The organism is Enterovibrio gelatinilyticus (assembly GCF_028683095.1).
Classification (GTDB): domain Bacteria; phylum Pseudomonadota; class Gammaproteobacteria; order Enterobacterales; family Vibrionaceae; genus Enterovibrio; species Enterovibrio gelatinilyticus.
Genome location: NZ_JAJUBC010000033.1, coordinates 34,509 through 47,928 on the forward strand (window position 1 = coordinate 34,509; position 13,420 = coordinate 47,928).

13 protein-coding genes are annotated in these 13,420 nt (G+C 45.0%); 9 read left to right on the plus strand and 4 right to left on the minus strand.

Going from position 1 to position 13,420, the window contains the following annotated elements; genetic code table 11:
- Nucleotides 1-3: 3 nt before the first annotated feature.
- A complete protein-coding gene (locus tag LRP50_RS21545) occupies nt 4-924 on the minus strand; it encodes an HDOD domain-containing protein (RefSeq protein WP_274166495.1) in 921 nt (306 codons plus the stop codon).
- Nucleotides 925-1,371: 447 nt separating this feature from the next.
- Between LRP50_RS21545 and LRP50_RS21550 the strand changes: the two genes are divergently transcribed.
- The 4 genes from LRP50_RS21550 to LRP50_RS21565 all read left to right on the plus strand — a co-directional run bounded on the left by LRP50_RS21550 (nt 1,372) and on the right by LRP50_RS21565 (nt 4,049).
- The gene (locus LRP50_RS21550) at nt 1,372-1,956 is read left to right on the plus strand and encodes a TfoX/Sxy family DNA transformation protein (protein WP_274166496.1); all 585 of its coding nucleotides are present in this window, start codon (nt 1,372-1,374) and stop codon (nt 1,954-1,956) included.
- A 138-nt stretch (nt 1,957-2,094) separates the two neighbouring features.
- Nucleotides 2,095-3,006, plus strand: coding sequence for a DNA-binding transcriptional regulator DsdC (gene dsdC, locus LRP50_RS21555; RefSeq protein WP_274166497.1), 912 nt, complete (start codon nt 2,095-2,097; stop codon nt 3,004-3,006).
- Nucleotides 3,007-3,102: 96 nt separating this feature from the next.
- Complete coding sequence (locus tag LRP50_RS21560) at nt 3,103-3,573, plus strand: TetR/AcrR family transcriptional regulator (RefSeq protein ID WP_274166498.1); 471 nt, start codon at nt 3,103-3,105, stop codon at nt 3,571-3,573.
- Nucleotides 3,574-3,680: 107 nt separating this feature from the next.
- Complete coding sequence (locus LRP50_RS21565) at nt 3,681-4,049, plus strand: hypothetical protein (protein ID WP_274166499.1); 369 nt, start codon at nt 3,681-3,683, stop codon at nt 4,047-4,049.
- Between the two features lie 48 nt (nt 4,050-4,097).
- On the opposite strand, the gene LRP50_RS21570 is transcribed toward LRP50_RS21565, so the two are convergent.
- The 3 genes from LRP50_RS21570 to LRP50_RS21580 all read right to left on the minus strand — a co-directional run bounded on the left by LRP50_RS21570 (nt 4,098) and on the right by LRP50_RS21580 (nt 7,319).
- On the minus strand, nt 4,098-4,655 hold the full coding sequence (locus tag LRP50_RS21570; protein WP_274166500.1) for an outer membrane beta-barrel protein: 558 nt from the start codon (nt 4,653-4,655) through the stop codon (nt 4,098-4,100).
- Nucleotides 4,656-4,866: 211 nt separating this feature from the next.
- Nucleotides 4,867-5,367 carry a response regulator gene (locus LRP50_RS21575; RefSeq protein ID WP_274166501.1) on the minus strand — a complete coding sequence of 167 codons (501 nt, stop codon included), beginning with the start codon at nt 5,365-5,367 and terminating at the stop codon, nt 4,867-4,869.
- Nucleotides 5,364-7,319, minus strand: a complete 1,956-nt coding sequence (locus LRP50_RS21580) for an ATP-binding protein (RefSeq protein ID WP_274166502.1) — start codon at nt 7,317-7,319, stop codon at nt 5,364-5,366. The genes LRP50_RS21575 and LRP50_RS21580 overlap by 4 nt, the downstream gene beginning before the upstream one ends.
- Nucleotides 7,320-7,490: 171 nt before the next feature.
- Here LRP50_RS21580 and LRP50_RS21585 point away from each other — a divergent pair, with 171 nt between their 5' ends.
- The 5 genes from LRP50_RS21585 (at nt 7,491) to LRP50_RS21605 (ending at nt 13,415) form a co-directional block, all read left to right on the plus strand.
- Nucleotides 7,491-8,807, plus strand: a complete 1,317-nt coding sequence (locus LRP50_RS21585; protein WP_274166503.1) for a DUF945 family protein — start codon at nt 7,491-7,493, stop codon at nt 8,805-8,807.
- 239 nt (nt 8,808-9,046) lie between these two features.
- Entirely contained in the window at nt 9,047-9,466 is a 420-nt protein-coding gene (locus tag LRP50_RS21590) for a CBS domain-containing protein (RefSeq protein ID WP_274166504.1), read from the plus strand.
- Between the two features lie 209 nt (nt 9,467-9,675).
- Entirely contained in the window at nt 9,676-11,148 is a 1,473-nt protein-coding gene (locus LRP50_RS21595) for an MATE family efflux transporter (RefSeq protein ID WP_274166505.1), read from the plus strand.
- Nucleotides 11,149-11,456: 308 nt separating this feature from the next.
- On the plus strand, nt 11,457-12,872 hold the full coding sequence (locus LRP50_RS21600; protein ID WP_274166506.1) for an SLC13 family permease: 1,416 nt from the start codon (nt 11,457-11,459) through the stop codon (nt 12,870-12,872).
- Between the two features lie 69 nt (nt 12,873-12,941).
- Nucleotides 12,942-13,415, plus strand: a complete 474-nt coding sequence (locus tag LRP50_RS21605) for a response regulator (RefSeq protein WP_274166507.1) — start codon at nt 12,942-12,944, stop codon at nt 13,413-13,415.
- The last annotated feature ends 5 nt before the right edge of the window (nt 13,416-13,420 follow it).

Below are 13,420 nucleotides of genomic sequence, written 5' to 3' on the forward strand. Positions count from 1 at the left end.
GGGTTAAAACCCGCAGTTGTTGACTATGTTGTTTATCTGATGACGAAATTCACGTTCGTTGAGGTTAGACAGTTCATAAAGTGCCTCGGCTCCCGCCAGTGTGATTTCAACTTCGTGTTCGTCGATATCTTCATCTTTGGCACGAAACATGAGCAGGTGATTGGCCATCTTTGCCACATCAAGGTAGGTGACATCTTCAGTAGACTTCCGGATCCGTCGATTCAATGATACTTCAATGAAGTCGGCATCAAACCCCCAGTTTTTAAGGATGAACCGACTCGCTTCTTTGCTCACCGAATAGAAAACGTGGCTAGCGATTTCAAAATCCAGATAGTTACCTTCATCAGAATACTCCTGATAAGCCTTAATAGCGCTGTATATGCCGATGTCAGCGAGCAATCCAATCAATAGTGCTTTTTCGACTTCGAGAGCAATCATGTCATCATCGTAGCTTTTTACTTTTTGACATAGCAGCGCCATGGTAGAGGCAAACTCACGTGACGCGAGGGCACTTTGCTTTAAGAGTGCGTTGCATTCTTTACTGAAATGCGAATTATTCTTCAATGATTGAATTGCGTGTGCCGTCGCGAGCCCCAAAACACGCTGAATGCCAAGCCGAGAGACCGCCATATTAATGTCATGACATGGACGATTAGTTCGCGGGCTAAATACCGCCGAGTTAGCCGATCGAATAACAGCCGCTGCAAGTGTTGCGTCGTCAAGCAGCAGTGCAGAAACGTCTCTCACCCTTGTATTCGGCGAATGACAAACCTGTTGAAGCTTGAGAACAACATCTGGAATGGGGGGGAGTTCCAGCGTGTTGTCTTTTATTGAGCGATAAACACGGTGGAAAAAATCCGATTCAATGGCTTTTAGGTACTTATCACGGTTGGGATTAACCCAGAATAACGATAGATGATCCATCTTTTTAGACTCGAAAAAACGCTGGTCGAATAGTAGTTGTACTGCGTATTAAATGGAATACATAAGTCACTAAAATTGAACGAACGCCACTAAAGGTGGATCGTCTGTCTAGAAATCCTGCCATTCCACTAATTGACAATACTAATAATTAAGGATTCGCAAGTTTACGTGATATTACCCTCCATAATTTGAAGTGAATTAACGTTTGTTAGCAAATGTTGATGTAACAAATCGTGTCAAGTTGCGAGCGTCATGGTGCATTTAACATTGATTAAACATAATTATTACACTTCATATTCGTGATGGGTGTTGCACTTTTACTACATGTATCTACTATCGGTGATCTAGTGCATGGTTTTCTATGCCTTTATGCGGCATCATTAATTCGCGTTGAGAAATTACAGATTTTGGCCGAGGAATTGGCTCTTGGGGAGAAAGGAGGCACCTGTGCTTGAAGTTAAAAGTGGCTTTGTTGAGTACTTATCTCAGTTCGGCGAAACGGAAAAACGTTCGATGTTTGGCGGAACAGGATTTTTCGTTAGCGGAGCGATGTTTTCGCTAGTCAAAGAAGAGCGCATTTATTTGCGTGGTGGTGCAGATTTAACCGATGCACTGCTTGCGAAAGAATGCAAAAAGTTCGTTCATGTTAAGAAGAGCTCCACTGCGATTGTAAATTACTACGATATCACCGATCTCTATGATGCAGAGGACGAAGGTTTAGATGCGATGGTAAAAAAGTCCGTAGTGAACTCTGTCGCCGAGAAGGAATACCGCGATTCCAAGTTAAACAAGCGTCTTCGTGATTTGCCAAACCTACGCTTGACTATCGAAAGAATGTTGAAGAAAGCGGGTATTGCCGATGTTGATACTTTCTTCTCTATGAGTCCTGAAGAATTGTTCCGAAAAGTGCAGGAAGCACACGGATACGATGTCGATATTAAACTATTGTGGATGTTTGCTGGCGCTCAAACGGGTGTTCACTACACATTGCTGAGTGAAGAGACAAAACAGAACCTTCTTCGCGCTGTGTGATCTCATCTCATTCTCACCCAACAAAAGCCGCATTGTGCGGCTTTTTGTCTATCTGAAGCTTAGAAAAACACGTGCTATACGTGTTTAGACATAATTGTTACAGTTCTACTATTCAGTACCAAAAACAGTAGCATTGTTATGAAATTACCAGAGTTGTCTGCGTCATTACTTGCAGGGTTACACTGCTTTTCGATTGTTGCAGAAACCATGAGTTTCACGCGTGCGGCTGAACAGTTGCACCTAACACAAAGCGCGGTGAGTCATCGAATAAAAAAGCTAGAACAGCGTTTAGATGTGTCTCTTTTCTTAAGACGCCCCCGTCATTTGGCATTAACGAATGAGGGAGAGCAGTTGAAGCAAGTTGTGACCGAACAGTTTTCGGCCATCAGTGTGAAGCTACTTGAGCTCAATCGTGCAAAGCCATTTGGTGATTTTATTATATCGGCACCGCCAACATTTGCACAAAGATGGCTAGTGCCGCGTCTTTCTCAGTTTGCTAATACTTTTCCTGATGTGACGTTGCACTTGAGAACGCGAAATGACCTCGTGGACTTCAAGGCTGAAGCATTTGATTGTGCTATTTATTTTGGTCATGGGCGGTACAGTGGTTTGGAAAGCCACCGTTTAATGGATGACGCAATCGTGCCAGTTTGTAGCCCTGAATATGCTATCCTGCATGGGCTTTATGATAACCCTCACAAGCTCGCTCAATGCCAACTTTTACACGATGCAGCACCTTGGGCTAGTGCAAGCTTGAGTGATGAATGGCTTTATTGGGCGAACAGCAATGGCATAGAACTAAATGGAACAAACCACAGTTTTGATCGCGCTGATCTTGCACTTGAGGCGGCGGCATCGGGAATGGGGGTCGCAATCGGACGCGTCACTTACATTCAAGATCACCTGGCCTCAGGTCGCCTCGTAATGCCAATCGACCAGCCTGTTAAGTCGCCATATAGCTTTTTTCTGGTGTATCGAGAGGAGCATCAAGGTAACGCGAAAATTGTGGCATTCAGACAGTGGCTCCTCAATCAACTCGGAAATTCATGAATGTGTGTGGGGTGTTAAATAACCTAGTGTAAAGCTGTAAGTTTTTGTGAAGAAAATATAAGATACGAAGTATCTTAACTAAGAATCAATGGACAGATGGCAAAAAACACTAGGGAAGGTGCGCAACAAACGGAAGTCATGATCTATCAAACGATTATCGATATCTTCATGGAGCAAGGTTGGGATGCCGTGACATACGGCAGTATCGCAAAACGCACAGGGTTGAGTCGAAGTGGTATTCAGCGAGTTGTTCCGACAAAGGAAGCAATGACTGATGCATTTCAAGGGCAAGTATTTAACTACGTCGTCGGTTTGATTGATGATTCCTCTCACCACACCATTAAATTGAGTTGGCAAGCCGCCTTGAACGAGCCGAAGTTTGTGCATTGTATTAAATACCTTATCAATGCTATTAACGAGCATTCGGGAGGTAAACAAAAAGCGACACTGGGTTTGCAGCGGTTGATGGATATGCTTGGTCAACAAATTACTGTTGAATTATTAGGGTTGTCGGTTGCGCACTTACTTGATGTGGATGTCGTTTGGGATGGGAGCCAGTCGGCTTAAAATGAAAGTAACACTCATGGGTTGGGTATATAACCAGTCATTTAAACGGTTACGGATTCACTGAGCATCTAGATGACACTTAGGGATACAAGGCTAGGAGGCCACGTTTGAAGTCTATCGCGTTAACACTTTCAATTACCTCGTTTCTTCTGATTTCAGGCTGTGCCATTAAATCGCCTGAATACGTGACGGTTTACCAGTCTCGTGGCGTTATTCAGTGTGAAAGTGCAGGGATAACGGCCGCTGACAGTCGAGAGCAGCTATCTTCAAAGGGTGTCGGCGTAAAAACGTCGCAATGTGGTCAATTGTCTGGTGTGTCGTTTATCAGTGTGTGCGGTGCTGAAACATCGGATGTCGTGATTCATTCGATAGAAGCTAAAGACATTAGACTGGCCGAAATGATGGGCTACTCGTTGGTTGATTCGACACAAGAAACTGGCGATAAGCAAGAGTTCGATATTGTTCCTTGTGAATAGAAAAGGCCTCAATGTGAGGCCTTTTTTGAATTCTATTTTAAACGCAGTTTAGAACTTAAATCGCGTGGTGAGCATGAATTGATCACCGTATGCTTCATTGATACGCAGTTGCGCACCCAAAGAGAAAAGTTCTGTTGCGTGGAAACGGCCATATACTGAGCCGAAAATATCGTCGTCATCAGCGATAGATATGTGACCCAACTCGCCACCTACTTCAAGTTGTGGGCCTAACCATTGGCGAATACCTAGGTTAACTTCAACGCCAAATTCGGTGTCATGGTTGAAACGACCACGTTGTTTCATTGTACGTAAACCCAACTCGCCGTATACATCTGCCCAGTTGTTCACTGGCGCATGAAAACCAATTGCTGCGGTTGAGTCATAGTCAGATTCGAATTCGCTGTCGATTTCTGCACGAATGTGAGCATTAGGGTGAATTGACGTGCTAAAGCCGACGCCGTATGTCACTGGGCTAATACCAACGCGTGCTTCAAAGTAGTCATAGCTAAAGTTGCTCATGGTGCCGTCGTTGGCAACACTTGCGGCAGAGAATGCAACTGAAGAAGCAGCAGCCAGTAAAATACTAGCAATCTTGGTTTTGCGCATGAAAGGTCTCGTGATGAAAAATGAGTATGTGGGTAGTTTAATAGAAGTCGCTTTTGCGAAACAACAGCATGGCACGTATTTAAGAGATTGCTGAGTGACTTTTAACCAAAAAACATCAAAAAGATGACGTAGACAGACTATTTTGCCAGATATCGTCTGCCTATTTGCGCTTATATACCAACGCATTTTCAGTTTGATCGGGTATTCAATTCTACATATCTGAGTAATTGAGTCGATTATTGCTGATTGCTTCCATGATTCGTTCTGCATCTAGCACTTGTATCCATGGCATCAAATTGGCTTCATGCTCGATCATGAAGCTTGTTAATTGATCGATAACGATCTGCTTAAGGGTTTTTCCCTGCCAAGGTTTGGCAATAAAATAGTTAAGACTAGCGTGATTGACGGCTTGCACGGTCTCATTCAAACCTGCTTGTCCTGTTAGGAGTAACTTCTTCGCGTTGGCTGTCATATCTAACTGACTGAGCTCTATCAAGAAATCAACCCCAAGATCGTCGGGCATAATATGATCGCAGAGTATTAATGCCAATTGGATATCATCGGCGTTCGCGTCAGCAAGAATCTCTTTTGCCTCTGCGACGGATTCAGCCGCTTCAATAATGAAGTGCTCTTCTAATGAAGCGAGATCGTTCGTGACACTGTCGAGAACATCACGTTCATCATCAACACACAATATTAGATACTTACTCATATATTCTCCTTAGAGGGTGTAGTCAAAGGTGAATAGGGAAGGGTCACCATCATTGCGGTAAACTCCCCTGCGGAGGAGTGCACATCAATAAGTCCCCCATGATGTTCGACAATTTGGCGACACACAGACAGGCCAATGCCTAGACCAAAATGCCCTTCACGTTTGGTGGTATAGTTGAGTTCGAAAATTTTGTTTTTGATGGGGGTAGGAATACCCATGCCATTGTCTCGTATCGTGACTTTTACCGCTTTACGGCTGCGAAATACTGTCTCGCGGGTTGTCACTTGAATTTCACCGTCTGTACTAATCGCGTCGAGAGCGTTTGATATTAGGTTGGTCCAAACTTGCTGAAGTGCTATCGGCATGCAACGAATGGCTCGAAGCTCACCGTAATCTTTCACCAATTGAACCCGTTTGAGCTGATTTTCAAACATCACCAAGGTGTCTTCAATCCCTTCATGAATATCAACTTCATGCATGGTTTCGTCGTCTTGTCGGGCGTAGGTTTTTAGGCTTTTCACCATGTCGGCAATACGCTGTGCACAGACATTGGTTGATCTTAATAAGCTACCTGCTTGGTAAAACATGTCCCATTGGCTAAGCGTTTCGTCAAATTCGGGGTGTAGTTTTTTCTGCCAAGTCTGAAGTTCATCTGTATCATCTAACCCCATATTTACAGCTTTGCGCGCAAGGTTGCGATCGCCAATAATGGGTTCGATGACCTTGGCTTTTTTCCTTGCATCCGCCGTTGACATTGGGCGAGAGAGCAGGGCATCTGCCATGATTTGATTGGCTTTGTCCCGAGCAACATCGCTCATCTCTACATTGATGAGAAGCCCAATATTGTCTCTGAGTGTGTCACTGTTTCTGAGTATGGCGGAAACAGGGTTGTTCAGTTCATGCGCAACGCCCGCAACAAGCTGGCCTAGCATGGCCATCTTCTCTTTTTCAATAAGCTGTTTATGGGCTAACTCAAGAGACTGAAGCGTTTGTTGGAGTTTTACTTCGGTAGAAATGCTGCGTTTTAGCCTGCGGTTAAAGTGACGAAGTAGGTAGCTGGAGAACAAGGGAAGTAGATCGTTTCTCGCCTGCATCACTTGAGAGAACAGCGTCCGGTTGAGCTTGATCACTTTGGTGGGCTTTAAGGTTATCCCCGTAGAAAATGAGACATCCCCAGTTACAAATGACATGCCCCCTATCAAGCTGCCTTGCCCAAGCCGTGCGACTTCATGAGAGGCGCCAGATTCATCTCTTTTTAATAGGGCAACTTCGCCTTCTTCCACAAACCAAAGGAAAGAGTTGGGTTTGTCTTCATGCGTGAGAATATGATCTTCACTGTAGATACGTGTGACGTTATGTTCGCTGTTTAGTGCAAAGTATTCGTGCAACCCTTGAATAAGCTCTTGGGCGAGTGCTTCGTCGCTGACGCCTAACGCCGACTCAATAAATCCATTTCTGTATGAGGCAAGCTTATTGTCGATGTGCGCTTCTAGTAGGCATTTCTGATCGAGAACGCTGCAGTACCGCAGTAAATCGTCACTGTTGTGCTGAAGCACATACTGGGTTAACTCTTTTTGGGCCGTCTCAAACATTTCTTGTGGCGCCCAAGGCTTGGTCATGCAGTAGTTGAGTCGACCTTCGTTTACTGCTTGCATAATGACATCTAGATTGGGCTGATCATTAAGCAATATGGTTCTGGCACCTTTTGAAGCAGGGTGATTATCAATGTTGATAAGGAGATTCACACCCTGATCTTCGCCAAGCGTATGATCACAGATAAACAACGCAACATGTTGGTCGTTACGCTTCAACTCTTCAAGAATATTTCCGGCAGTGTGGACGTTATCGGCACAGAGTATGTCGAATAGCCCACTAAACGCTGACAATTCAGATGCGATTTGCGTCAAGATGTTTGGGTCATCATCAAGACACAATATGACTTGTAGATTCATACGGTTATCTAATATCACTATTTTCTGTGAGTGTATCGTTTAAAACGTCTTCAAGCTGAGAAGAGCGCAGCAAACTGACACATAGATAAAGAAAACCTCGAAAGGCCATAGGGTTATAGATCGCGATGGTTTACACTCGGTAAAACTCATGAAGGAGTACATGGAGTAAAAATGATATTTGGAAAATACACGGCAATTGCAGGCGCTGTAGCGGTTGCTGTTTTGTGGCCTTTCGCGACGGGTCAAATCGGTCAGTCTGTCTATGACAGAGAGATAGAGGAAGTTCAATCCCGCTATATTTCAGTCGAAAATGAATCTTATGATAGAGGATATCTATCGTCAGAGGTGGTGACGCGCGTCTCTCTTGTTGGTGGGATGAAAGAGGTTTACGAAGAGGAAGGCTTGCCAACGTCGTACTCGGTCACCAGCCATGTCAGTCACGGTTTCATGGGGGTCAGCACAACGTCTACCTTAGACATGACACCTGACATGAAAGTGATTACCGATTTGCTGTGGCCGTCAGGGGAATCGCCTGTGACGGTTGTCACTGAGACCTCTGTTTTCGGAGACACCCAGTATGACGTCACCGTTCGCGCTATGAATGGGGGCAATGAAGAAATAAAGATCACGAGTTCACCGGCTAACATTTCGGGTACGGTGGATAAAAATGGTGTGATGCTTTTCCAGATGGAAATGCCTTCTCTTGAATTGTCTAGCCCAGAAGGTGAGACGTTCAACTTGACGGAAATTACCGGTAGCGGTAATGGTGAATTGGTTGATGATGTTTGGGTGGGAGCCCAAAGCCTTAACATCGGAACGAGCGCCTTCAATGATGCATTTGGTTCGGCTGCGACAATCAGTCAACTCGGGTTAAGCGTATCGAATGCACTGTCAGCAATTGACAATGGTGACGTGAAAACCGCCTTGCCTGATGCGCTTCGTTTTGATAACTCGACGGTCATTTCGTTTAATAAACTTGATGTACCAGATACTTTAGTTATCGACAATTTTAAAGTCGGCGTTAACTTTAACGCACTTGACTACAACTCCATGATTGCGTTGGCGAACACTGCTGATTCTATGGGGGCGGAACCGGCTCCTGAAGACATGATGAAGTTGCAGACAGTGTTTGATGGCTTGGTAGAAAAAGGGATGACGTTTGAGATCACTCCACTTGAGCTTGATACCCCTGAGGGGAACATCAACGCGAAGTTTGATCTTTCTATTGAACCTGGCCTTGGCAGTGTAACGCAAAATATGGGTGCGTTAATGTCTAAGCTCAAGGGCAACATTTTTGTGAATGTCCCTACTGCTTACGTTCAAGGTATTCCTGAGGTGGAAGCATCATTAGCAAATATTGAATCTTACGGTTTCGTTTCTCAAGCTGAAAACGGCGTGACATTGACAGCGAAAATTGAAGGCGATCAGCTGGTCTCGCCAAATGGGGAGAAAATTCCTCTTGGTTTGCTCATGATGCTTTTCATGTAGTCGTTTAACCGTTATCGATTCATATGCAATGAAACCAGCACCTTATTAGGTGCTGGTTTTTTATGAATAAAGTTTGCTTAAATAAAAGAAATTTGGCGCATTGATCTCTTTCATTTGTGACAAAGGATAAAAATAGTCTCGAGAGTGCTAGTAATTTCCTCAGGTTGGTCAACACTGTTAGATAAGAATAGAGATTTTCCCTATCACTGCGTGTAGACCAATCATTAAAAGGGGAATACATGGAATCCATAAAAGTAAAAGATTACATGAACAAAAGACCCGTGACTTTCAAGGCTTCCATGTCTCTGTCTGTTGCGCTCGAAAAAATGCTGAATGCTCACCAAACGGGGGGCCCTGTATTGGATGAACACAACCATGTTGTGGGATTCTTGTCTGAACAGGATATGATTCACAAACTGCTCAAAGCGGGTTACTACTGTCAAGACTCCAATACGGTTGAAGACTGTATGCACAAAGAAGTGTCTTCTGTATCGCCGGAGGAGAGCATCATTAAGCTGGCAGAAGAGATGTTGCCTGCCAAACCCAAAGTTTATCCTGTTGTCGACGAGCATGAACGACTCATCGGCATTATTTCGCGAAGAGATATTTTGAAGGCAATAGCGGCGCAAATCGATGATTGCTTCCTGCATCCAGTGTAGTTAAACAATTTATTCGAATAAGTCGTATCAAAAGAGGTGCTTGAAGCACCTCTTTTTCATGGCACAATATTACTTTCTAAATCTATCTATACCCAATTGTTTGTAAGAGGATGATCAAGGATCTTCACCTTGTCATTCTGACAGTCCTTCGTTTTTTCAAGCAGCTAGGATGGCTGACAATTTCGTTTTACTCGATACGGATACCAAGTATGCCTAATCAGCAACAAGCCAAGTTTGTTAACGGCTCAATCATGCGCCATATCACTGTGATGTCTACGTCAGGTGCGGTTGGACTCATGGCGCTATTTTTGGTCGATTTGGCCGATATGTTTTTTATCAGTCTACTTGGGCAAGTTGAGTTAGCGGCCGCCATTGGATTTGCAGGCACTATCCTGTTTTTCTCCACATCAGTCTCGATCGGTACTTCTATTGCGATGGGCGCATTAGTGAGTCGTGCGTTAGGGGCGGGTGACCGAGAGGAAGCGAGAAAGCTAACCGGAAGTATTATGGTGTTCTCTGCCATCGTAAGTACGGTCACTGTGGGTGTCATTTTGCTGTTTGTTGATCCTATCTTAGCGATGATTGGCGCCAACGGTGAAGCCGCTGATAAGGCAAAAGATTTTCTCGTGATACTTTTGCCGGGTTCGCCATTGATGGCGATGGGCATGGCAGGCGGGGCAGCATTACGAGCCGTCGGTGATGCTAAACGTTCAATGGCAGCAACTTTGGTGAGTGGGGCCGTGAATGCGGTACTTGATCCCATCTTTATCTTTGCGTTGTCGATGGGAATTGAAGGTGCAGCAACGGCGTCTTTAATCTCGCGCTTTGTGCTGTTTGGTGTGTCATATCATGCCGTTCATCGTAAACATGATCTGGTTGCTCGCCCAAGCTTGACGGATTTATCTCAACACTTTCGCGCTATTTTTCATATTGCCGGTCCGGCAATCGTTACCAACACAGCAACGCCTATTGGCAATGCTATCGTAACGGCACAAATTGCAAAATATGGCGCGGATTTTGTTGCAGGGTATGCCGTGATGGGGCGGCTGTTACCTGTATCATTCGCATTGATTTTTTCGCTTTCTGGCGCGGTTGGGCCAATCCTTGGTCAGAACTACGGTGCTCAAAAGTTTGATAGGGTACAGCAGACACTGACCGATTCAGTGAAGTTTGTGACAGCGTATTGTGTTGGTGTGGCACTCATTTTGTTCTTTGCTCAAGGGCTCATTATTGATGCGTTTAGCCTTGATGGTGACGCGTCTTCCATGGTTTCGCTGTTTTGTACCTATATCGCCATTACTTTCCTTTTCAATGGCACATTGTTTGTTTCCAATGCGGCCTTCAATAACCTCAACCGACCAACATGGTCAACGCTCCTTAATGTAGGTAAGGCAACGCTGGGTACCATTCCGTTTGTGTACGCGGGTGGTTATTTGGGCGGAGCGCAAGGCGTGTTGATTGGTCAAGCTGTGGGTTCGATCATTTTTGGTATTGCTGGCTATGTACTGGTTAAGAAACTGATCGTCCAACTTGCGCAAGACCATGAGGAAAAAGAAGAAGACGTTATCGCGATTGAACCTAGCGTGCCTGTCACAGCGTTCACCAGCTGTCGAGAAGTGATGGCTGAAGAAAGTGAAGAAGCATTTGATAATACCACCGAGAAAAATGCCCCTCTTCGTTAGGGTCTGTTTACCTTTGGTGGCTAAATTTTGTTCTGGCTAAAAGTGTTCTAGGAGAGGCGTGTGCCGCCTTTCTTCTGCGTTATCGACTTCTCATGTAGGCCAGCTACACATCGAAGTCTCTGCCTTGTATAAAGCCGCCACAAACTGCTGCAAAAATCATCACCAAAGGTCAACATACCCTAGGTGTTTTTGCACAGAAATCGTTCCAATTTATTGATCTAATTCAGTACTCCTTTCAAGCAAGTAGCGCAGAATGAGCGTGTTGCCCACGGAATGTGGGCGTTTGCTTTAAGGGATTACAGGCGATCATGCGCATTCATGCGAAATACATTCTTCCAATTCTTATTCCGCTGGTGGTCATGCTACTACCGGCTTCCGCGTTTCCTTTTGAAACATTAACCGTGATGCAACAACGCGCCATCGCGTTGTTTCTGTTGGCGGCGCTCTGCTGGGTGTTAGAGCCTATCCCCATTTATGCTACCTCGGTATTGGTGATCGTTCTCGAATTACTCTTCTTATCAGACAAAGGACTCATCTGGTTTCGAACTGAAGCGGGAACGCCAGAATTTGGTGGGTTACTCCATTACAGCGACATCATGGCAACCTTTGCTAGCCCAATCATTATGCTTTTTCTGGGTGGTTTCTTTCTGGCAATGGCGGCGACCAAATACCGATTAGATATCAACCTTGCCCGCGTGTTGTTAAAACCATTTGGTCATAAACCACAAATGGTTATGGCAGGATTGATGCTGATCACCGCCGTGTTTTCCATGTTTATGTCCAACACAGCAACCACGGCAATGATGCTTGCGATTTTGACACCGATTTTGATGTTATTTAAGCCGAATGATCCTGGGAAAATTGCCTTTGCCCTGTCCATTCCGGTGGCGGCGAATATTGGTGGAATCGGTACTCCAATTGGCACACCGCCCAATGCGATTGCATTGAAGTATTTGTCGGGTGAAAACTTGATCACCTTTGGTGAATGGATGTCATTCGGCGTGCCATTTGTCATCATCATGTTGGTGCTGGCTTGGGTGTTACTCAGCAAGCTGTTTCCATCAGATGAATCGTCAATTTCTTTAAGCATTAAGGGTAAGTTTCTTAAAACACCTAAAGCCATCACTGTCTACGTTACCTTTGCAGTCACCGTATTGTTGTGGTTGATGGGCTCTAGTCACGGTATGAATTCCTACACCGTAGCATTGATTCCTGTCGCGGTATTTTCGATGACAGGGATCATCAATAAAGAAGATTTAAAGAAAGTGTCGTGGGATGTACTTTGGTTAGTCTCCGGCGGTTTCGCTCTGGGTTTGGCATTGGACAAAACAGGCCTTGCGCAGCTCGTGGTGCATAGCATTCCGTTTGAACACTTTGCGCCAGAATTGGTGTTGGTGGGTGCAGCTGCTCTTTGTTTGTTGATGGCAAACTTCATGTCTCATACTGCTACGGCTAACTTGCTGATGCCAATTATGGCCGCGCTAGGTATGTCAATGACGTCACTCTCTTCACTGGGGGGCGAAACGACACTGATCTTGGTAGTTACCTTTGCAGCATCTTTGGGCATGTCTCTCCCTATTAGTACACCTCCAAATGCTTTGGCCCATGCGACAGGCCACGTGAACAGCCATCAAATGGCGAAAGTGGGTGTGATACTTGGTGTGGTGGGCGTGGCATTGAGTTTTGTCATGGTATGGATTCTTCGACTGGTTAACTTTTTATAGCAATGTTTCCACGTCTTCAGACATGACAGTGACTCTGGTGGCGTGGGTAACTTTAATAAGGGGATAAAGATGGAAAAAGTAAATATCATCTGCGTTGATGATCAACGTGAAGTGTTAGACGCTGTGCTTAAAGATCTTGCTCCTCTTTCCGCGGTGTTTCACATCGAAGATTGTGAATCTGCGGACGAAGCATTGGCTTTGATTGATGATCTCGATGCGGACGGCGAGCACATTGCGCTGATCATTTCTGACCATGTCATGCCAGAAAAAACGGGCGTTGAGTTGTTAACGGAAGTGTCGTTAGACCCAAGGTTTCGTGCCACAAGAAAAGTGCTACTAACAGGTCAAGCCACCCATGCAGATACCATTGAAGCGATCAACAATGCTCGTATAGAGCGCTATTTTGAGAAACCATGGCAAGCTGCGTCTCTACAAGAAGCGGCGAAAAAGCTTGTTACCCATTTTGTGTTTGATGCAGGTCTCGATTACCGCGACTATCAAGAATGTCTTGATACTCAGGTGATTTTTGACCGCCTAAAGTAACTCAT